Annotated in this window: 20 protein-coding genes and 1 tRNA gene; 8 read left to right on the top strand and 13 right to left on the bottom strand. The window is 66.8% G+C overall.

Going from position 1 to position 20,670, the window contains the following annotated elements:
- Nucleotides 1–29 precede the first annotated feature (29 nt).
- From F9288_RS15945 to F9288_RS15905, 9 genes are read right to left on the bottom strand one after another with little or no spacing between them, the layout of a single operon-like run.
- Nucleotides 30–632, bottom strand: coding sequence for a TIGR02281 family clan AA aspartic protease (locus tag F9288_RS15945; RefSeq protein ID WP_174837692.1), 603 nt, complete (start codon nt 630–632; stop codon nt 30–32).
- Nucleotides 629–1,393 (bottom strand): MBL fold metallo-hydrolase, encoded by a 765-nt coding sequence (locus tag F9288_RS15940; RefSeq protein ID WP_174837691.1) that lies wholly within the window; start codon nt 1,391–1,393, stop codon nt 629–631. The genes F9288_RS15945 and F9288_RS15940 overlap by 4 nt, the downstream gene beginning before the upstream one ends.
- Nucleotides 1,390–2,166, bottom strand: coding sequence for a TatD family hydrolase (locus F9288_RS15935; protein WP_174837690.1), 777 nt, complete (start codon nt 2,164–2,166; stop codon nt 1,390–1,392). The genes F9288_RS15940 and F9288_RS15935 overlap by 4 nt, the downstream gene beginning before the upstream one ends.
- Entirely contained in the window at nt 2,166–3,710 is a 1,545-nt protein-coding gene (gene metG, locus F9288_RS15930; protein ID WP_174837689.1) for a methionine--tRNA ligase, read from the bottom strand. The genes F9288_RS15935 and metG overlap by 1 nt, the downstream gene beginning before the upstream one ends.
- Nucleotides 3,711–3,719: 9 nt before the next feature.
- Nucleotides 3,720–4,670 carry an AAA family ATPase gene (locus tag F9288_RS15925; protein ID WP_174837688.1) on the bottom strand — a complete coding sequence of 317 codons (951 nt, stop codon included), beginning with the start codon at nt 4,668–4,670 and terminating at the stop codon, nt 3,720–3,722.
- Nucleotides 4,667–5,293: a dTMP kinase gene (gene tmk / locus F9288_RS15920; RefSeq protein ID WP_174837687.1), complete on the bottom strand. Its 627-nt coding sequence runs from the start codon at nt 5,291–5,293 to the stop codon at nt 4,667–4,669. Before tmk ends, F9288_RS15925 begins: the two co-directional genes overlap by 4 nt.
- The gene (locus F9288_RS15915) at nt 5,290–6,465 is read right to left on the bottom strand and encodes a D-alanyl-D-alanine carboxypeptidase family protein (protein WP_174837686.1); all 1,176 of its coding nucleotides are present in this window, start codon (nt 6,463–6,465) and stop codon (nt 5,290–5,292) included. Before F9288_RS15915 ends, tmk begins: the two co-directional genes overlap by 4 nt.
- A gap of 9 nt (nt 6,466–6,474) precedes the next feature.
- On the bottom strand, nt 6,475–7,089 hold the full coding sequence (locus F9288_RS15910; RefSeq protein ID WP_174837685.1) for a septal ring lytic transglycosylase RlpA family protein: 615 nt from the start codon (nt 7,087–7,089) through the stop codon (nt 6,475–6,477).
- Nucleotides 7,073–8,107, bottom strand: a complete 1,035-nt coding sequence (locus F9288_RS15905) for a lytic transglycosylase domain-containing protein (protein WP_174837684.1) — start codon at nt 8,105–8,107, stop codon at nt 7,073–7,075. Before F9288_RS15905 ends, F9288_RS15910 begins: the two co-directional genes overlap by 17 nt.
- Nucleotides 8,108–8,208: 101 nt before the next feature.
- Here F9288_RS15905 and F9288_RS15900 point away from each other — a divergent pair.
- A tRNA-Ser gene (locus F9288_RS15900) sits at nt 8,209–8,298 on the top strand.
- Here F9288_RS15900 and F9288_RS15895 read toward each other — a convergent pair.
- Genes F9288_RS15895 through F9288_RS15885 form a run of 3 tightly spaced genes read right to left on the bottom strand, consistent with a single transcriptional unit; the run spans nt 8,299 to nt 12,229 of the window.
- Entirely contained in the window at nt 8,299–9,477 is a 1,179-nt protein-coding gene (locus tag F9288_RS15895; RefSeq protein WP_174837683.1) for a VWA domain-containing protein, read from the bottom strand.
- A 32-nt stretch (nt 9,478–9,509) separates the two neighbouring features.
- Nucleotides 9,510–10,808 carry an amidohydrolase family protein gene (locus tag F9288_RS15890; RefSeq protein ID WP_174837682.1) on the bottom strand — a complete coding sequence of 433 codons (1,299 nt, stop codon included), beginning with the start codon at nt 10,806–10,808 and terminating at the stop codon, nt 9,510–9,512.
- The gene (locus F9288_RS15885; protein ID WP_174837681.1) at nt 10,805–12,229 is read right to left on the bottom strand and encodes an amidohydrolase; all 1,425 of its coding nucleotides are present in this window, start codon (nt 12,227–12,229) and stop codon (nt 10,805–10,807) included. The genes F9288_RS15890 and F9288_RS15885 overlap by 4 nt, the downstream gene beginning before the upstream one ends.
- A 157-nt stretch (nt 12,230–12,386) precedes the next feature.
- On the opposite strand from F9288_RS15885, the gene F9288_RS15880 reads away from it, so the two are divergent.
- On the top strand, nt 12,387–13,508 hold the full coding sequence (locus F9288_RS15880) for a CaiB/BaiF CoA-transferase family protein (protein WP_174837680.1): 1,122 nt from the start codon (nt 12,387–12,389) through the stop codon (nt 13,506–13,508).
- Between the two features lie 4 nt (nt 13,509–13,512).
- Here F9288_RS15880 and F9288_RS15875 read toward each other — a convergent pair whose 3' ends face one another.
- Entirely contained in the window at nt 13,513–14,808 is a 1,296-nt protein-coding gene (locus F9288_RS15875; protein WP_174837679.1) for a sugar MFS transporter, read from the bottom strand.
- A gap of 147 nt (nt 14,809–14,955) precedes the next feature.
- On the opposite strand from F9288_RS15875, the gene F9288_RS15870 reads away from it, so the two are divergent.
- From F9288_RS15870 to miaB, 6 genes are all read left to right on the top strand, one after another.
- Nucleotides 14,956–15,507, top strand: coding sequence for a (2Fe-2S)-binding protein (locus F9288_RS15870; RefSeq protein ID WP_174837678.1), 552 nt, complete (start codon nt 14,956–14,958; stop codon nt 15,505–15,507).
- A 23-nt stretch (nt 15,508–15,530) separates the two neighbouring features.
- Entirely contained in the window at nt 15,531–16,187 is a 657-nt protein-coding gene (locus F9288_RS15865; protein ID WP_174837677.1) for a glutathione S-transferase family protein, read from the top strand.
- A 33-nt stretch (nt 16,188–16,220) separates the two neighbouring features.
- Nucleotides 16,221–18,098 carry a signal peptide peptidase SppA gene (gene sppA, locus F9288_RS15860; RefSeq protein ID WP_174839126.1) on the top strand — a complete coding sequence of 626 codons (1,878 nt, stop codon included), beginning with the start codon at nt 16,221–16,223 and terminating at the stop codon, nt 18,096–18,098.
- 70 nt (nt 18,099–18,168) lie between these two features.
- A complete protein-coding gene (locus F9288_RS15855) occupies nt 18,169–18,591 on the top strand; it encodes a Fur family transcriptional regulator (protein WP_174837676.1) in 423 nt (140 codons plus the stop codon).
- Nucleotides 18,592–18,644: 53 nt separating this feature from the next.
- Nucleotides 18,645–19,325, top strand: coding sequence for a lysophospholipid acyltransferase family protein (locus F9288_RS15850; protein ID WP_368076159.1), 681 nt, complete (start codon nt 18,645–18,647; stop codon nt 19,323–19,325).
- On the top strand, nt 19,322–20,662 hold the full coding sequence (gene miaB / locus F9288_RS15845; protein ID WP_174839124.1) for a tRNA (N6-isopentenyl adenosine(37)-C2)-methylthiotransferase MiaB: 1,341 nt from the start codon (nt 19,322–19,324) through the stop codon (nt 20,660–20,662). Before F9288_RS15850 ends, miaB begins: the two co-directional genes overlap by 4 nt.
- The last annotated feature ends 8 nt before the right edge of the window (nt 20,663–20,670 follow it).

Here is a 20,670-nt window from a genome sequence, read left to right as displayed (position 1 = left end):
TTTTGAGCTGATAATATACATTATGTAAATTACACTCTCGGTTTCGGCTCCAGCACCAACGTACTCCCTTCCACCCGCCATGAAGCGAGTTGCGAGAGGAAATTCATGCCGAGCACGTCCATGTCCCCAAATTCCGGCGCGATCACCACCGGGATATCGCGCGCGACGATGCCGCCCAGTTCGAGCTTCGCGATACGCCCGCGCTGAGCCGGCACCGGTCCGTTGGCTGTTTCGATCATGGTCGCGAACGGGCCTTCGTCCAGTTCGACGTTCGCAGCCTTCGCCGTGGCTGTCGACAAGGCGATGGACGTGGCGCCGCTGTCGATCAGCATCCGGCGTTCGACACCGTTGATCCGCGCGCTGGCCCAGAAATGACCGTCCGGCCCCATGTTGACCCGCACGGCCGATCCGACGACGCGCTGGTCGCGGCCGAACAGAGCGTTCTGCGTGTCTTCCCATATCGGGCGCAGCCGATCGCGTTGTCCGACGATCACCAATGCGATCGCGAAGATCGCGATCCACGCCAATGCCATCTTCACGGTCCTGCCTATTGGCACCCGGCGGCTGAGCAGCGCCGACAGCGGCAGCACCAACATCAAGGCATAGAGCGCGATCTCCGCGCCGTTGCTCATGCGATGATCTCCATGCCGTCATATCCCGGCTCGATTCCGGGCGGCAGTTCAGCGCACAGCGCCTGATAGTCCATTGACGAATCCATGTGGATCAGCGCGGTTCGGCGCGGCGACAGTTCGGCAACCCACTCGACGACTTGCGCGAGATGCGGGTGCGACGGATGCGGACGGCGGCGGAGCGCATCCACGATCCATGCATCCAGCCCGGAATAAAGCGTTCGCATCGTATCGGTCATGCCGCTGAGATCAGTGGCATAACCGATATTTTTGCCATCCGCCGAGAAGCGCAGGCCGGCGGTGGTGATCGACGCATGCGGCTGATCCGCGACCTCAACCGCGATCGATCCGATCATCAGCCTGTCCGGCAACGGCAAGAGTGTGACCGTCGGCGGATAGCCGTCATGCCCCTGAAAGACATAGCCGAACCTCGCCTTCAGCGCCGCGCCCGTCGTTGGCCGGGCATAGGCCACGACCGGCCGCCCAAGCGTATGGAAGATCTGTCGCAGGTCGTCGATGCCGAAGACATGGTCGGCATGTTCATGCGTCCAGATCACCGCATCGACCGTTCCCACATCCGCCGTGAGCAATTGCTCGCGCATGTCCGGGCTGGTGTCGACGAGGATGCGGGTGCCCTCATGCTCTACCAGCAGCGACGCGCGGGTGCGGCGGTTACGCGTCTCTGCCGGATCGCACGCACCCCAATCGTTCCCAATCCGCGGCACGCCGGACGAGGTGCCCGAGCCGAGGATTCGCGCCTTCACGCGGCCGTCTTGTTGAACAAGGCGTGGAAGTTACGTGCGGTAACATCCTGTAATTGATCGACCGTATCGTCACGCAATTGCGCGAGGAACGCGGCGGTATCGGCCACGAACGACGGCTCCCCGGTCTTGCCGCGATGTGGCACCGGGGCGAGGAATGGGGCGTCCGTTTCGATCAGCAGCCGCTCGATCGGCAGCCGCGCGGCGGTTTCCTGCAGCTCGCGCGCGCTCTTGAACGTCACGATGCCGGAGATGGAGATATAGAAACCGAGGTCCAGCACGATGTCCGCGAACGCGCCTGTGCCGGTGAAACAGTGGATGACGCCCTTGAAGGCGCCCTTCCCCATTTCCTCGCGCAAGATCGCGGCGGTGTCGCCCTCCGCGTCTCGGGTGTGGACCACGATCGGCACACCCGCCTCGCGCGCGGCGACGATATGAGCGCGGAAGCTCGTCTGCTGGCGAGCGCGGTCGGAATGATCGTAATAATAATCGAGACCGGTCTCGCCGATCCCGACGATGCGCGGATGCGCGGCACGGGCGACGAGCTTCGCGGTATCGATATGTGGATGCTGATCGGCCTCATGCGGATGGATGCCAACCGTCGCCCATACGTCCGGCTCGCGCTCGGCAGTGGCGAGCACATCATCCCATTCGCTTTCACGTGTCGCGATATTGAGCATTGCGGTGATGCCGCGCGCGCGGGCGCGCTCAAGCACCGCCTGCTGCTCTTCCACCAACCCCTTGTAGTTGAGGTGACAATGGCTGTCGGCCAGCATCAGGTGCTCTCCACCGGCAGTTCCAGACGCGGGAAGACCGGAGACGGCGGCGCGATACGGAAGCCGCTGGCGGCGTGGCGGTCATACCACCCGTCATCGTCAACCGCCGCATGATCGCGCTCCGCCGCGCCGAGTTGGTCGAGCACCTTCCCCGCCGAATCCGGCACGACCGGCAGGATGGTGATAGCCAGGATGCGGATCGCGCGGATCAGCGTGCGCAGGACGGCGTGCATCCGCTCAGGATCGGTCTTGCGGAGCGCCCAGGGCGCCTGCACGTCGATATAGGCGTTGCAGGCGAACACCCCGCGCAGCCACGCCTCGACCCCCTGGCTGAGTATCAGGTCGCCGAACGCGGTCTTGAAGCCAGCGGCGGCGACGATCACTTCCTCGATCAACACACCATCCGCCTCGTCCGCCCGGCCAACGCCGGGAAACTCGCCGTCCAGATTCTTGGCGATGAACGACAGGGTGCGCTGGGCGAGATTGCCGAAGGCATTGGCCAGTTCGGCGTTGACCCGCGTCACGATCGCTTCGGCGGAATAGCTGCCGTCCTGCCCGAAGCTCACCTCGCGCAGCAGGAAATAGCGCAGCGCATCGACGCCGAACGCCGCCGTCAGGTCGATTGGATCGACCACGTTGCCGAGGCTTTTCGACATCTTCTCCCCGCGGTGCAGCAGGAAGCCATGGCCGAACACCGACTTCGGCAGTGCGATGCCGGCGGACATGAGGAAGGCCGGCCAATAGACCGCATGGAAACGGACGATGTCCTTGCCGATCAGGTGCAGATCGGCCGGCCACCAGCGCATGTCGCCATCGGGATAGCCCGCGCCGGTGAGGTAATTGGTCAGCGCATCGACCCACACGTACATCACATGGCCGGGGCTGTCCGGAACGGGCACGCCCCAGTCGAAGCTCGTTCGCGATACCGAAAGATCGGAAAGCCCGCCTTCGACGAAACGCATGATCTCGTTGCGACGCGCCTCCGGCCGGATGAAATCGGGATTGTCGCGATAGATATCCAGCAGCGGCTGCTGGTATTTCGACAGGCGGAAGAACCAGGTCTCCTCCGCCGTCCATTGCACCGGCGTGCCTTGTGGCGAGAGCTTCTCCCCCCCTTCCCCTTCGATCAGTTCCTTCTCGTCATAGAAGGCTTCATCGCGAACCGAATACCAGCCCTCATAGCGATCGAGATACAGGTCGCCCGCATCGCGCATCGCCTGCCAGATCGCCCGGCTGGCGCGGTAGTGATCGGGGTCCGTGGTGCGAATGAAACGATCATAGGAGATGTTCAGAACATCACACATCCCCTTGAACATGGATGACATTTCAGTCGCGAGATCGCGAACGTCGACGCCGCGCTCGCGGGCCGTCTGGACCATCTTCAGGCCATGTTCGTCGGTGCCGGTCTGGAAGCGCACCTCGCGCCCGGTCTGTCGGTTGAAGCGCGCGATGGCGTCGGCGGCGATCGCTTCATAAGCGTGGCCGATGTGCGGCTTGCCGTTGGGATAACTGATCGCGGTGGTGATGTAGAAGGGTTGGCCCATGCCGCTCCCCTACATCCGCGCAAGCCGTGCGACCACCCCCGCCAGCTCGAATACGGTCGCCCCCGCATCGAGCGACAGCCGCCGCGCCGCGCCCGCGATTCCCTGCGCTTCTTCATAGGCATCGAGCGCCACGCGCAACTCCTCGCCGGCGCGCCCCGGCGCGTGGGAAGCGATGAATTCCGGCGCGCGATCGAGGAAGGCCTCGTAACGCGGCTGTGCGGCCTTGGTCGACAGCGCCTTGGCGAGCCGCGCGCGCTCCGCGTTGCTTCGGTCGCCACTGCGAGCGATCGCGGCCAGCGCGTTGTCGATCGCGGCAAGTTCCAGCCCGGCATAACGCAGCGCCCGCCCCGGTGCGCCTGCTCCGGCGCGGATCAGCGTGTCCAGTTCGTCGCCGCGCAGCTCCGGCGCCCGCTCACGCAGCACCTCACGCACGTCGCTTTCGTCGAGCAGCCCGAAACGCAGGGCGCGGCAGCGCGAGCGGATCGTTGGCAGCAGCCGGCCCGGCGCATGGCTGACGAGCAGGAAGACGGTGCCGGGCGGCGGTTCCTCCAGGCTCTTGAGCAGGGCGTTGGCCCCTTCCCGCTCGAGGTCGTCGATCGCGTCGATCACGATCACGCGGCGCGGCCCGAGCGAGGGTGTAGTGGCGAACAACGGCTGGAGCGCACGGACCTGCGCGATCGTGATGCTGCGCGCCAGACGTGTCTCGCCGCGCTCCTCCTTCGCCAGCCGGGCCAGCTCACGATAATCGGGGTGCGAGCCGGCCTCGATCAGCGCGCGCGTCCGTGCGCCGCCTTCGTCACCCGCTGATTGTGCGAGCAGGCGCGCCGCCGCCTCGCGGGCGAACGTCCCCTTCCCCACTCCCTGCGGGCCGGTGAGGAGCCATGCGTGATGAAGCGCGCCGCTCGCCATCGCGGCGTCGAAGGCCGCGCGTGCCGGGGCGTTGCCGCGAAGTGACGTCATGGCAGCAGATCGGCCAGCCCATCGAGCAGCGCGGCCGTCACCGTCTCGGGCGGGCGGGTGGCATCGATGCGGCGGAAACGATCCGGCTCGGCGGCGGCGAAGCGATCGAATGCGGCAGCGACGGCGATATGGAAGTCGTCGCCGCGCATAGCGAAACGGTCCGCCCCCGCGCCATCACGCCCGGCGGCGCGGCGCGCGCCTTCCTCGGGCGGCAGTTCCAGCACGAAGGTGCGATCGGGCAGCAGCCCGCGCGAGCCGAAGGCGTGGAGCGCCAGCACCGCCGCATCGTCGATCCCGCCGGCGACGCCCTGATAGGCGCGGCTCGAATCGAGATAGCGGTCGCAAATCACCCACACGCCCGCGCCGATTGCCGGGCGGATCGTCTTTTCGACATGATCGGCGCGCGCGGCGGCGAACAGCAATGCCTCGGTATGCGGGCTCCAGCGTTGCACATCGCCCTGCATCAGCAGCGCGCGGATCGCCTCCGCGCCCTCGCTGCCGCCAGGTTCGCGCGTCACCAGGGTGCGGATGCCGCGCGCCTCCAGCGCGTCGGCCAGCGCACGCACCTGGGTGGACTTGCCGGCTCCCTCCCCGCCTTCGAGCGAGAGGAAGCGGCCGGTCATCCGAAGAGGCCGGTCAGCCCGGCCCAGGCGCGACCGAAGAAGCCCGCCGCGCCGACATCCTTGTCCGCCACCAGCGGCAGCGTCTGCTCCGGCAGGCCCGGCGAGGTGACGATGAGGTCGGCGACGTGATCGCCGGCCTTGATCGGCGCCTTGATCGGCCCCTGATAGACGACCTTGGCGCTCAGCACCGGCACCGCGCCGGCCGGTAGCGCGACCTTCAGGTCGCGCGGCGCGACGAGGCCGACCTTCGAGGAACTGCCCATCTGCACTTCCGCGTCGGCGACCTTCCGGCCTTCCTTCACCACCGGCTTCGCCTGCCACGCGCGGAAGCCCCAATCCATGAAGCGCACCGATTCGCTGATGCGCTGGTTGAAGCTGGTAAGCCCGGCGAGCACCATCACGAGCCGCCGCCCGTTCTGCTCGGCCGACCCAGTGAAACCATAGCCGGCCTCCTCGGTATGGCCGGTCTTGAGGCCGTCCGCGCCGGCCACGCGGCCGAGCAGCGGATCGCGGTTCGCCTGTGTGATCGCGGAACCCGATCCCATGGTCTTGCCCCAGGTGAAATCGGGTCGGGAATAGAATTGCTTATAGAGCTTCGGGTGGTCGGTGATCGTCGCGGCGGCGAGTTTCGCCAGGTCGCGCGCGGTGACATAGGTGACGCCATTGTCCGGCCAGCCGTTCGACGTACCGAAATGGCTGTTGGTCAGGCCGAGCCGCTTGGCTGCCTCGTTCATCCGCTGGACGAAGGCATCCTCAGTGCCCGAAATCCCCTCCGCCAGCACGACGCAGGCGTCGTTGCCGGAAAGCGTGACGATGCCATAGAGCAGATTGGCGACCGACACCTTCTCGCCCGACGAGAGGAACATGGTCGAGCCGGCAGCCGGGCCGTGCCACTTCTTCCATGTCTCCGGGCGAACCTCGAACTCCTGATCGAGCTTCAACTCGCCGCGCTTGACGAGGTCGAAAGCGACATAGACCGTCATCATCTTCGCCAGCGACGCCGGCGGCATCCGTCGGTCAGCATCCTTTTCATACAACACCGCGCCAGAGGACAGATCCTCCATGAACGCCACCGGCGCCGGCGTCTCGAACTGCGGCGCGGAGGCGACCGAAGGATAGGCGATCGACAGCGCGATGGCGGGAGCGGCGAGGATGTATGGAATCTTTGGCATGACCGATACTCAGGGCTGAACGACAATCGAAGCATCGCCATAGCCGCGCCGGGCGGCGTCGTCACGCGCCCGCTGCGCGGCGTCGGCATCGTCGAAAGAGCCTAGGCGAACACGATAGCTCCGCCCGCGCGAATCGACGCTGCCCCGACGCCTGGATGCGAGCGAATTTGGAGAGAAATTATCATAAAAAGCTGTAGCTTGCGCGATATACCTGCCGTCTGTCCGAAGCGGTGGCCGTGGAAGATGAGCCGTCATGGCCCCAGGCAAGCGATGGCGCAGGTCAGCGAGCACCTCCGGCGATGCGGTGTCACGCGACAGGATCGAGCGATCCGCCGGCGCGGCAACGGCGCGCACGCGCACCGCGGCTCTGGAATTACCGCCGGTGCCGAGCAGCGCCGCCGCGCCGCGCGAGAGATCGAGCGGGAGTGTCCGATGCGCGGCGGTGATCGCCGAAGGCCGGAACGGCGCGCCCGATGCGGTGCGCACCCCGGCCAGTTCCTCGCCATACCAGGTGGCATAGCCGACCTCGTCGTAACTGGCCGCCGGACGCGGCGCATCGCCGCCCGCATGGCAAACCGCCGCGAGCGGCAGCGCGAGCAGCGCGACGCTAACGCTCAACCGCATCGGCGAGCAGCCCGACCGAAAGCGCATAGAAATTCGAGCAATTGTAATCGAGGATCACGCGATAATTGCCGGTGAGCAGATAGGCTGTCTTGCCCGGCCCGTCCGGCTCCAGCAGCGTCGCGAGCACGTCGTCACCGGGCCATGGCTGCCCTTGCGGCACCAGACCGAGCGCGCGCCACTCCGCCATCGTTCGCCAGCCGCTATGCCGCTCGAACACACGCGGGCAGCGCGGCGAGACGAGGCGGTTGACCTGCGCGCTGCGGTCGTAACCGGCCGGCACGGTGACGGCGATGCCCCATGGCTGGCCGGGGCGCCAACCGGCGTTGACGAAGTAATTGCCGATCGACGCGAGCGTATCGGCGGCGCTGTTCCAGATGTCGATCCGCCCGTCCCCGTCGCCATCGCGCGCCAGCCGGAGGTAAATCGATGGCAGGAACTGCGGGTTGCCGGTCGCGCCGGCCCAGCTTCCCTTGAGTTGTTCGCGCGTGACGCCCCGGTCGATCATCTTGAGCCCGGCGATGAACTCGCCCGCGAACAAGTCGCGCCGGCGCCCCTCATAGGCCAGGGTCGCGAGGCTGCGGAGGAGATCGAAATTGCCGGTGTAGCTGCCATAGTTCGTCTCATGCCCCCAGATCGCGACCATGATCGATTCGGGCACACCCGTCTCACGCTCCACCGCCGCCAGCCGCCCGCGATTGGCGAGATAGGCGGCGCGGCCGCGTGAGATCCGCGCCGCATCGACATGCTGCACGCGATAGGGCGCGAACATCGCGACCGGCGCGTTCGGGCTGCCGCCGGGCTGCTGCCGGTCAAGCTCGATCACGCGCGGGTTCAAGGTCAGCGTCGGCAGCACCGAATCGACCGTCGCCGGTCGAACGCCCGCCGCCAGCGCCTGCCCGCGCAACGTCGAAAGATAAGCCTGGAATCCAGCCTCGTCCTGTGCCGCCGCGGGCACGGCGAGCGTCGCCCCGGCCAGCGCGGCGATCCCCAGAACGGTGCGGGTAAGCGTCCCCCTCATACCTCCCATCTTGCACGGTGCGCCGGGATTGTGAAACAGCAAGTCATCGCCGGACTTGCACATGCCGTCGCAGCACGCCACAGCGCGCGGGCCACGCACCCGGAGAGGTGGCCGAGTGGTTTAAGGCAGCGGTCTTGAAAACCGCCGTGGGTTCACGCTCACCGTGGGTTCGAATCCCACCCTCTCCGCCATCACCGTTTGCGCGACAGCTCGCGCATCGCATCGTCCAGCCCTTCCAGCGTCAGCGGGAACATGCGGTTGTTCAGCAATTCGCGGATGATCTTGGTCGACTGCGAATAGCCCCATTGCGCCTGCGCCACGGGATTGAGCCAAACTGCCGCCGGATAAGTGGTGGTCAGCCGGTGCATCCACACCGCGCCGGATTCCTCGTTGAAATGCTCGACCGAGCCGCCGGGATGGGTGATCTCATACGGGCTCATCGCCGCGTCGCCGACGAATATGATTTTGTAATCGTGCGGGAATTTGTGGAGCACGTCCCAGGTCGGCGTGCGTTCCGAGAAGCGGCGGCGATTGTCCTTCCACACGCCTTCATAGGGGCAGTTGTGGAAATAGAAGAATTCGAGGTTCTTGAACTCGCTGGTCGCGGCGGAGAACAGTTCCTCGCACAGCTTGATGAACGGATCCATCGAGCCGCCGACGTCCAGGAACAGCAGCAATTTCACCGCATTACGACGCTCGGGGCGCATATGGACGTCGAGCCAGCCCTGTCGCGCGGTGCCGTCGATCGTCGCGTCGATATCGAGTTCGTCGGCCGCGCCCTCGCGCGCGAACTTGCGGAGGCGGCGGAGCGCGATCTTGATGTTGCGCGTGCCCAACTCCCGGGTGCTGTCGAGGTTCTTGAACTCGCGCTGGTCCCACACCTTGAGCGCGCGCTTCTGCTTGCCCTCCCCGCCGATGCGGACGCCTTCGGGGTTATAGCCCGAATTGCCATAGGGCGAGGTGCCGCCGGTGCCGATCCACTTGTTGCCGCCCTCGTGGCGTTTCTGCTGTTCTTCCAGACGCTTCTTGAGCGTTTCCATGATCTCGTCCCAGGAGCCGAGCGACTTGATCGCCTCCATTTCCTCGGGCGTGAGATATTTCTCCGCGACCGCCTTCAGCCAGTCCGTGGGGATTTCCACGCCGGTCTGCGCATAGCTGGTCTCGATCCCCTTGAAGACCTTGGAGAAGACCTGATCGAAGCGGTCGAGCAGGCCTTCGTCCTTCACGTACACTGCGCGGCTGAGGTAGTAGAAATCCTCCGGCGTGCGCTCGATCACTTCCTTGTCGAGCGCTTCCAGCAGCAGCAGATGCTCCTTCATGCTCGCCGGGATGCCGGCGCTACGCAGTTCATCGAGGAAATTCAGGAACACGCGGAGACTCCGGCAATAAGCAGGGCGGCATATTAGCGCCGATCATAGGCCTTGGGCAAAACCCCTTCGGTCGGGGTCAGGTAGCGATCGCGCAATTCGGTCTGGCGCGAGCGCATCGGCTGCGGCCGGCCGTCGATCCAGATCGCGACCGGCTGTGATTCGATCTCCAGCGGATCGCCGTCCCACAGCACGACGTCGGCGCGCCGGCCCGGTTTGAGCGAGCCAAGTTCGCCCTCCAGCCCCAACGCGGCGGCGGGGCCGGAGGTGATCGACGCCAGCGCCTGCCCCCAATCCAGCCCGGTAGCGCCGGGAATACGGGTGATCGCGACGAGATTGCCGGCATATTGGCGGATGTTGCGTTCGCCGCCCGACGCGCCGGCGGCGGAGAGCGCCACCTGCACCCCGGCGGCGCGCATCCGGCCGACGTTCGATTCGGTCGCGGCCAATGCCTCGAAGCTCTCCGGCAGGTCGGCGAGCGCGGCGGCGACCACAGGCACCTTCGCGGCGGCGATCTCGCGCGCGACCAACCAGCCTTCACTCGCGCCGGTCAGCACCAGCTTCAGCCTGGGATAGTCGCGAACCAGTCCCAACACCGTGCGGATATCGCTGGCGCGCTCGACATGCACGACGAGCGGCATCTGCCCGTCGATCACCTTGAGCAGCGCCTCGGCATCGCCGCGCTTGAGCAGCGAAGCGCGCTCGCGCCCGCCGAACGCGGCCGGGTTGCCGCGATAGTCCTGTGCCTGCGCCAGCGCGTCGCGGAACAGCGCATACGCCGCCGGCCGGCTGCCGCCCGCCTCGCGTGCGCCATGCTCACCAAGCTCGACATATTGGAACGCACGCGGCCGCGTGACGGCATCGGCATCGTCGCCGAGGTCGATCACCGCCCCCTGCCCGGCGAAGATCGAGCCGCCGGCGTCGGGCGCGACCAGCGCGCGGGTGATGCCGGCGAGCCGCTCGTTGCCGATCTTCGCGCCGGCCGGATTGATCGCGGTCGATACGTCGATCGCGGCGGCGAACGGGCTGCCGCGCGCCGCCGTGTCGTTGCTCTCCTCGATCCCGCCCGCGTCCTGCAAACCGAGATCGGTGAAGCCGGCGATCAGGCCGGGCGAGACCCATTTGCCATGCCCGTCGACCACTTCCGCGCCCGCCGGCACCGCGACATTAGCGCCCGCCGAGACGATCCGCCCGTCGCGGAACACCACCGTGCCGTTGCGGATCGGCGCGCTGCCGTCACCCAGCGCGACGGTCGCATCGGTAACGGCGACGGTCTGCGCGCCCGCCGGCAATGCGATCAGCGCGGCGGCGGAAAGAAGGAAGGCGCGGATCATTTCACGTCTCCTTCGCCGGGCTGGCCAAGCTCGAAATCGCTCACCGGCCGTCGCTTCGGATCATTGGCGTCATAGAGCAGAGCGCCGTCCACCCACACCTTCTCCGGCCGGGTATAGACGCTGAACGGATTGCCATTCCATAACACTACATCGGCCATCTTGCCCGCCTTCAGGCTCCCGGTCCTGTCGTCGATGCCGAGCGCTTTGGCCGGGTTGAGCGACAGCCATTTCCACGCCACCGCATCGGGAATGTCGACTCCCGCGCGGCGGCCGGATGCCAGCGCCTTCGCCACCTCCTGGTTGAGCCGCTGGATGCCATTGGCGTCGTCCGAATGGATCATCGCGCAGACGCCGGCCTTTTCCAGCAGCGCGAGATTGGCGCCGATCCCGTCATAGCTTTCCATCTTGAAGCCGTACCAATCGGCCCAGACAGCGGCGCAGGTGCCGGTCGCCTTGAGCAGGTCGGCGATCTTGTATGCCTCCACGGCGTGATGAAAGGCGGTCACCTTGTAGCCGAACTCCTTCGCCATATCGAGGACGTTGGCCATCTCGTCAGCGCGATAGCAGTGGTTCTGCACGCGTATCTCGCCGGCGAGGACGCCGCGCAGCGTGTCCATGCCGATATCGCGCTCGGGCGGATCGCCGCCGTCACGCTCATATTTGTCCCACTTGCGCTTATAGGCCTGCGCTTTCGCCCAGGTCGCGCGATCGACCGCGATATTGCCCATGCGGGTCGAAGGTTCGCGGCCCTTGGAACCATAGACGCGCTTCGGATTCTCGCCGCACGCCATCTTGAGGCCGTAGCCGGCACCGGGGAACTTCATCCCCTGCACCGTGCGGGCATAGACGTTCTTCAGTACCACCGAGCGACCGCCAAACAGATTGGCCGAGCCGGGCAGGATCTGGAGCGTCGTCACCCCGCCATTGGCAAGCGCGCGACCGAAGCCGGGGTCCTGCGGCCACACGCTATGTTCCGCCCAGACATCGGCGGTGACTGGCGCGGTCGCCTCGTTGCCGTCGGATAGGGCGCGAATGCCGGGACTGGGATAGTCGCCCAAGTGGCTGTGGATGTCGATCACGCCGGGGGTGATCCACTTGCCCTGCCCGTCGATCACGCTCGCCCCTGCCGGCGCATCGAGTGTCTGGCCGATCGCGACGATCTTGCCGTCAGCGAACAGCACCGCGCCATTGTCGATCCGCCCGCCCTCGCCGTCGAACACCGTGACGTTGCGCACCAGCGTCGGGACGCCGGGATAGGTGTGATAGGTCGAGGGATACGGATCGCGCGGATAGGGCGTGCCGGCCTTGGCGGGGGTGCTCGACGCGGTCTTCGGCCGCTCGCCGTCCGCGCCGCACGCCGCCAGGGACAATGCGGCTGCCGCTCCGGCGAACAGGCGCAGGCTCCTGATACGCGACCTCATTTCCGATGATCCCCTATTGTCTTTCGTTATGGCGCGATCTGATGGGCCGGGCGGCCCGCAAAGACAAGGGTGGGCGAGCGTAACATTTGTCATGTCGCGCTTGTCCGCCGCGCCCACCCGTTATAGGCGTGGCGCAGATATCGAGGAGAGACGCATCGTGAGCACCCCGCCCCTTTCCGGCATCCGCGTGATAGAGTTCGCTGGAATCGGCCCCGGACCGTTTGCGGGCATGATGCTGGCCGATCACGGTGCGGAGGTCATCCGCATCGACCGCCCGGTACGTGGCGACGCGCTGTCGATCGACACCAAGGACGCGCTGCTGCGCAGCCGAAAGTCGATCGGGCTGGATCTGAAGAACCCGAAGTCGATCGAGGCAGTGCGCCGCATCGTCAAATCGGCGGATGCGATCATCGAGGGCTTTCGTCCCGGTGTGATGGAGCGGCTTGGTCTGGGACCGGATGTGCTGCTCGCCGACAATCCGAAGCTCGTCTATGGCCGCATGACCGGCTGGGGGCAGACCGGGCCGATGGCGCCTGAGCCGGGGCACGACATCAATTACATCGCGATCTCCGGTGTGCTCCACGCGCTCGGGCGAAAGGGCGAGAAGCCCACGCCGCCGATCAACCTCGCCGGCGATTTCGGCGGCGGCGGCATGTTCCTGGCCTTCGGGATGCTCGCCGCCCTGCTCCATGCGCAGCGCACCGGCGAGGGTCAGGTGGTGGACGCGGCGATGACCGACGGTTCGGCGGTGCTGATGTCGATGATGTGGTCGTTCCGCGCGATGGGGCGGTGGAGTGACGAGCGCGGGGCCAACCTGCTCGACACCGCCGCGCATTTCTACGACACCTATGAGACGAAGGACGGCCGCTTCGTCTCGCTCGGCGCGATCGAGCCGCAATTCTATGCCGAATTCCGCAACGTCATGGGCCTTTCCGACGAGAAATGGGCGGCGCAGATGGATGCACGGCAATGGCCGGCGCTCAAGGCCGAGCTGACAGAGCTGTTCAAGACAAGGACGCGCGACGAATGGGTCGCGGCGTTCAAGGGGCATGAAGTGTGTTTCGCGCCGGTGCTTGGCTTCGACGAGGCGTGGGACGATCCGCACAATCGCGCGCGCGGTACCTTCGTCGAGGCGGGCGGCGTGCGCCAGCCGGCCCCGGCGCCGCGCTATTCGAAGAGCGAGACCGTCGCGCCGGTGATGGCCGGCGAGCGACACGATGCGGAGGTATTGCGCGAGCTTGGTTTCGACGACGCGGAGGTCGCCGCGCTCGGTCTTTGAAAGGTCAGTCCGCGGCGATCCCCTGCGCCGGACGGCGGGCGTAGATGCCGTAAGCGAGGATCGCTCCGTAGCAGAGCGCCGGCAGCAGCAGCGCGAAATGCAGGCTGCCGGTGACGTCGGCGAGATGCCCGGTCAGTGGCGGGACGATTGCGCCGCCGACGATCGCGGTGGCGATCACGCCCGAGCCTTCCGCCGCCCGTGCGCCCAGCCCTTCGCTCGCGAGGCTGAAGATCGTCGGGAACATGATCGAGTTCATCAATCCGATCGCCAGCAGCGTCCAGCCGGACATCAGCCCGGCGGTGTTGGCGGAGATCAGGATCAGCGTGATCGCCCCGGTCGCCACGCCCGCGAGCACCTTGCCTGGCGAAACGCGCGTCAGCACGCAGGCGCCGACGAACCGCCCGAGCAGAGCGCCGCCCCAGTAGAAGGGCACATGATTCCCCGCGACCTTGTCGGGAACGCCCCATACATCGCCCTGCATCAGGTAATTGACGATCATCGACCCGATCGAGACCTCCGCCCCCACGTAAAGGAAGATGCAGGCGACTCCGAAGGCGAAACGTGGGCGAGAGAGCAGGGAGAAGGCGTGGAACATGCCGCCGCCCTCGTCCTGCTCCTCGCGCAGCCGGTTGCGGCGCGTCCACACCACCGCCGCGATCACCACTAGCGCGATGGCAAGGCCGATATAGGTGTGGACGATCGCCCGCGAGCTTTCCGCGCGATAGGCGTCGAGCGCCGCGCCCGTCAGCGACGCCGCCGAGACATGGGCGAGGCCGCCGAGGATCAGCGCCGATCCGGCCAGCGGAAAGAGCGTGGTGCCGAGAGAATTGAACGCCTGCGCGAAGGTCAGGCGGCTGTGCGCCGTCTGCGGCTTGCCGAGCAGCGAGATGAGCGGATTGGCGACGACCTGGACGATCGTGATACCCGCGCCGAGCACGAACAGCGCGGCGAGGAACATGCCGAACGCCGCGTGCGACGATGCCGGGATGAACAAAAGGCACCCCGCCGTCATCATCACCAGCCCGATCGACGCCGTGCGCATATAGCCGAACCGGCGCACGATCGCGGCCGCGGGGATCGAGAACAAGGCATAGGCGAGGAAGAACGCGGTCTGCACCAGCATCGCCGTCGCGTGGTTGAGCGTGAACAGCTCCTTCAGCTTCGGAATGATCACGTCGTTGAGGCTGGTGATCCCGCCGAAGATGAAGAACAGCGCAAAGACGAACACGCGCAGGTCCGGCGCGTCATAGCCGTGCGCGGCATCACCGCTGGCGGCGGTCGAACGTGTATCGACGTGCATATGCCCAGATTTCCTCCCCGGCGCGCGATGGACGCCACAGACGGCAGACAAAGCCGACAACAAACAGGATGACAAGACCGTAAATCCCGCGCGCAGCGATCGGAACGTGCTTGGCGCCGGCGGTGCGCCTGGCCTATTCATCGCGGCGTGCCCAAGCTGACGGTGAACAACGAGGCGATCGAATATCGCATGGACCCGCGGACGCCCCTGTTGTGGGCGCTGCGGGACGCATCGAACCTGACCGGCACGAAATACGGCTGCGGCACGGGAAGCTGCGGCGCCTGCATCGTCGATGTCGACGGCAAGGCGGTGAAATCCTGCCGCTTTACGCTGGAGCAGGCCGAGGGCACGTTCGTCACGACGATCGAGGGGCTGTCGCGCGAGCGCAGCCATCCGGTGCAGCTCGCGCTGATCGACGCCAACGTCCCGCAGTGCGGCTATTGCATTCCCGGCATCACGATGGCCGCCGCCGTACTCATCAAGCGCGAACGCGCGCCGAGCGAAGAGGCGATCGCGGCGGCGATCGACAATATCTGCCGCTGCGGCATCTATCCCCGGCTGATCGACGCGATCCAGCGCGCGGCGCGGGCGATGCACGGCGACGAGCGGCTGCCCGCCGGCCCGCGCACCGGCATCGATCCGCGAGAGGCCGCGCGTTCCGTTCCCGCGCTCGATCCCGATCACGCGGCGGGCCGATGAGGGCGGGCGAGGACTGAACGGGCATGATCGAATTGTGGCATTGCGCCGACGCACGCTCCTTCCGCGCATTGTGGACGCTGGAGGAGATGGGCCTCCCCTATCGCCTTCACCTTCTCCCCTTCCCGCCGCGCATCCGCCAGCCCGACTATCTCGAACGCAATCCGCTCGGCACCATTCCCTTGCTGATCGACGGCGAGACGCGGATGACCGAATCCGCCGCGATCATCGAATATCTCGCCGTCCGCCACGGGCCGACCCCGATCGCTGTCACGGCGGACGAGGCGGATTATGGCGCGTGGCTCAACTGGCTGCATTTCGGCGAGGCGACGCTGACCTTCCCGCAGACGCTGGTGCTCCGCTATCGCAGGATGGAGCCGCCGGAGCGCCGGTTGCCGCAGGCGGCGGACGATTACGCACAATGGTATCGCTCCCGCCTGCGCGCAGTGGATCGGGCGCTTGGCGACGGTCGCGAGTGGCTGGTGGCGGAGCGGTTCACCGGCGCGGATATCTCGGTCGGCTATGCCCTGCTGCTCGCGCGCGGTCTGGGGCTGGATGCCGACCTGCAGCCGGCGATCGCCGCCTATTGGGAACGCCTGTCGGCGCGTCCCGGTTTTCTTCGGGCGCGGGAGGCGCAGGGCGCGCAGGCAAGCGTATTGCCCGAGCCATACACTTCGCGCTAAAGCGGATCGCGAATATCTGGAGTGACGATCGCGATGAGCCTCGTGCGCGGTGCGTGGAAACTGCTGGTGGGCATCAAGGACGCGCTGGTGCTCGTCGCGATGCTGCTGTTCTTTGGCCTGTTGTTCGCGGCGCTCAACAGCCGCCCGTCGGCCTCGGCGGTGAAGGACGGGGCCTTGCTGCTCAACCTCAACGGGTCGATCGTCGAACAGCCGGAGGAAGTCGCGCCTCTCGCGATGCTGAGCGGCAAGCAGGGCGCGATGCGCCAATATCGCCTGCGCGACGTGGTGCGCGCGATCGACGACGCGAGGGACGATGCGCGCGTCAAGGCGATCGTGCTCGATCTCGATCATTTCGGCGGCGCCTATCCGGCCGCGCTCGGCGAGGTGGCTGACGCGCTGGTCCGTGCGCGCACCGCCGGCAAGCACGTCCTCGCCTTCGCGACCGGCTATACCGACGGCGGCTACCGCCTCGCCTCCGCCGCGAGCGAGGTGTGGATGGACCCGATGGGCGGCACGATCTTCGCGGGGCCGGGCGGCAGCCAGCTCTATTACAAGGGGCTGATCGACAAGCTGGGCGTCAACGCGCACGTCTATCGCGTCGGCAAGTACAAATCGTTCGTCGAGCCTTATACCCGCACCGGGCAAAGCCCGGAGGCGAAGGAAGCCGCCACCGTCCTCCAGAATGGCCTGTTCGACCAATGGAAGGAAGCGATCGCCCGCGTCCGCCCCAAGGCGAAGATCGCCGAATGGCTCACCGCACCGGACAAGGTGGTGGAGACGGCGCACGGTGATATCGCGCAGGCCAATCTGGCCGACGGCATCGTCGACAAGCTCGGGGATCGCGTGGCCTTCGGCCGTCGTGTCGCCGAACTCGCGGGGGGCGACAGCAGCAAGCCGGCCGGCTGGTTCAGGACGATCGACTATGACGCCTGGCTGGACGCCCATCCACTGCCCAAGAGCGGCGATGTCGGGATCGTCACCGTCGCCGGCGATATCGTCGACGGCAAGGCTGGCCCCGGCACCGCCGGCGGCGATACCATCGCGAAGTTCATCTACGACGGCCTTGCGAAGAAGAAGCTGAAGGCGCTCGTCCTGCGTGTCGATTCGCCGGGCGGATCGGTCACCGCGTCCGAACGCATCCGGCTCGCGCTGCTGGAGGCGAAGAAGCAGGGCCTGCCGGTGGTCGTCTCGATGGGCGGCGTCGCTGCGTCGGGCGGCTTCTGGGTATCGACGCCGGGCGACGTGATCTTCGCGGAACCTTCGACCATCACTGGATCGATCGGCATCTTCGGCATCATCCCCACCTTCGAGAACACGCTGGCGAAGATCGGCGTGACCACCGATGGCGTGAAGACCACGCCGCTTTCCGGCCAGCCCGACATGATGGGCGGCACCAATCCGGTGACCGACGCGGTGTTCCAGTCCGCGATCGACCACGGCTATGCACAGTTCCTCGCCCGCGTCTCGCAATCGCGCCGGATGCCGGTCGACAAGGTGAACGAGATCGCGCAGGGCCGCGTGTGGATCGGCGGCACCGCGCGGCAACTCGGGCTGATCGACCGCTTCGGCACGCTCAAGGACGCGGTGGCCGAGGCGGCGAAGCGCGCGAAGCTCGATCCGGCGACGGTGCAGGTCACCTATCTCGAGAAGAAGCCGGGCTGGGCGGCCGAGCTGGCGCGCCAGTTCAACCGTGACAATGACGACGACAGCGCCGCGCCGGCCGACGCCTTCGCCCGCGTGGCGTGGGAGCGTCGCGCGCTGGTGGCGCGTGCGATCGGCGACGTGAAGCGACTGGTGACCGGCGGCGGCGTGCAGGCGGCGTGCATCGAATGCGGCGGGTTCGGCCCGGATGCCGGCGCGCCATCCGATGCGCGGCTGCTCGACGTGCTGCTGGCGCGGATCGGCCTGTAATTTCCGCTTAATCCGTAATTGCGAGTCGCTTTCGCTTTTCGCAACAGGCTTTGGGTATTACATTGCTACCATGCCCCTGAAGATCGATCTTGAAGCCCTGTGTCACGAAAAGGGACTGCGCATCACCGAGCAGCGGCGCGTCATCGCGCGCGTGCTGTCCGAGGCGGTGGATCATCCGGACGTCGAGAAGGTCTATGCGCGCGCGTCCGCGATCGACCCCGGCATCTCGATCGCCACGGTCTATCGCACGGTGCGGCTGTTCGAGGAGGCGGGAATCCTCGATCGTCACGATTTCGGTGACGGCCGCGCGCGCTACGAACCGTCTCCCGAGGCACATCACGACCATCTGATCGACGTGGAAACCGGCAAGGTGATCGAGTTCGTCGATCCCGAGCTTGAGCAGCTTCAGAAGCAGATCGCGGAAAAACTGGGCTATCGGCTGGTCGATCACCGCATGGAGCTTTACGGCGTCAGTCTGAGCCGCGAGGACTGACTGTTCGCGCCCGGCTGAGACTGGCCGGCATCGTCGCCGCCCTGATCGTGGCGGTGCCGCTGCATCTGCTGTGGCGGCTGCTCCGCCTCCCCTCTCCCTGGCCGAAATGGTTCCTCGGCTCGATGGGCCGGATCATCGGCGCGCGGCGACGGGTGATCGGCACGCCGCTCAAACGCGACGTGGTGTTCCTCGCCAACCATCTGAGCTGGATGGACATCCCTATTCTCGCCGGCGCCAACGGCAGCGCCTTCGTCGCCAAGGCGGAGGTGCGCGGGTTGCCGGTGGTCGGCTGGCTCTGCACGCTCAACCGCACCATATTCGTCCGCCGCGAGGACCGGCTGGGCATCGCCGGGCAAATCAACCAGCTCCGCGAGGCGCTGGCGGAGACATGGGCGATCACCATCTTCCCGGAAGGCACCACCGGTGACGGTGCGGAACTGCTGCCGTTCAAGGCGGCGCTGCTCGCGGTGCTCGATCCGCCGCCGCCCGGCGTGCTGGTCCAGCCGGTGCGGGTCGATTACGGCGCGGCGACGCGCGAACTGGCGTGGGTCGGCGACGAGCCGGGACAGGATCATGCGCGGCGGGTGATGCGCCGGCCGGGCCATTTCACCGCGACGCTCCACTTCTGCGACCCGTTCGACCCGCGCGACTTCCCCGGCCGAAAGGCGGTTGCGGCGGAGGCGCGCGCGCGGATCGCGGCGGCGGGTGGCGATCCGCCACCCACGCCTGTATAGGCGCCGCGATGAGCAAGACCCCGCCCCGGACATTCCACGTCAAGTCGTTCGGCTGCCAGATGAACGTCTATGACGGCGAGCGCATGGCCGAGCTGATGGCCGCCGAAGGGCTGACCGCGACCGTCGATGCCGCCAGCGCCGATCTGGTGGTGCTCAACACCTGCCATATCCGCGAGAAGGCGACCGAAAAGGTCTATTCCGACATCGGCCGGCTGCGGAAGGACGACCCCGCCAAGATGATCGCCGTCGCCGGCTGCGTCGCGCAGGCCGAGGGTGAGGAGATCGTGCGCCGCGCGAAGGTGGATGTGGTGGTGGGTCCGCAGGCCTATCACAACCTGCCGAAGCTGGTGGCGGACGCGGCGAAGGGCGAGGCGGCGCTCGATACAGACATGCCGGTGCTCTCCAAGTTCGACGCGCTGCCAGCGCGGCGCAAGGTGGGGCCGACCGCCTTCCTGACGGTGCAGGAAGGCTGCGACAAATTCTGCACCTATTGCGTCGTCCCCTATACGCGCGGCGCGGAGACGAGCCGGCCGTTCGGCGAGATCGTCGACGAGGCGAAGGCGCTGGTCGATGCCGGCGCGCGCGAGATGACCTTGCTGGGGCAGAACGTCAACGCGTGGAGCGACGACGACGGGCGCGGGCTGCACGACCTGATCCGCGCGCTCGACCGGATCGCCGGGCTGGCGCGCATCCGCTACACCACCAGCCACCCCAACGACATGACGCAGGAGCTGATCGACGCGCATCGCGATGTCGAGAAGCTGATGCCGTTCCTTCACCTGCCAGTGCAGGCCGGCAGCGACCGTGTGCTCAGGGCGATGAACCGCAGCCACACGCGCGACAGCTATCTGCGCGTGCTCGATCGCGTCCGCGCCGCGCGGCCCGATATCGCGCTGTCGGGCGATTTCATCGTCGGCTTCCCCGGCGAGACGGAGGCGGAATTTGCGGAGACGCTGAGCCTGATCGACGAGGTGCGACATGCGCAGGCGTTCAGCTTCAAATACAGCCCCCGCCCCGGCACGCCCGCCGCGACGATGGACGGCCAAATCGCGCCGGAGGTGATGGACGAGCGGCTCCAGCGGCTTCAGGAAGCGCTCAACCGGGATCAGCTCGCCTTCAACAAGGCATCGGTCGGGCGGCGCTGCGCCGTGCTGATCGAGCGGCGCGGCAAATTGCCGGGCCAGATGCTCGGCAAATCGCCGTGGCTGCAATCGGTGCATCTCCAAACCGACGCGCCGATCGGCTCGATCGTCGAGGTCGAGTTGCTCAGCGCCGGCCCCAATTCGCTCACCGCGCGGGAAATCCCGTCTCCGCCGGTCTCGGTCGCCGCCGCGTGATGCAGCGG

The organism is Sphingomonas sp. CL5.1 (assembly GCF_013344685.1).
Taxonomy (GTDB): domain Bacteria; phylum Pseudomonadota; class Alphaproteobacteria; order Sphingomonadales; family Sphingomonadaceae; genus Sphingomonas.
Note: the sequence above shows the minus strand (reverse complement) of the source record. Positions and strands in the feature narration are given on the sequence as shown.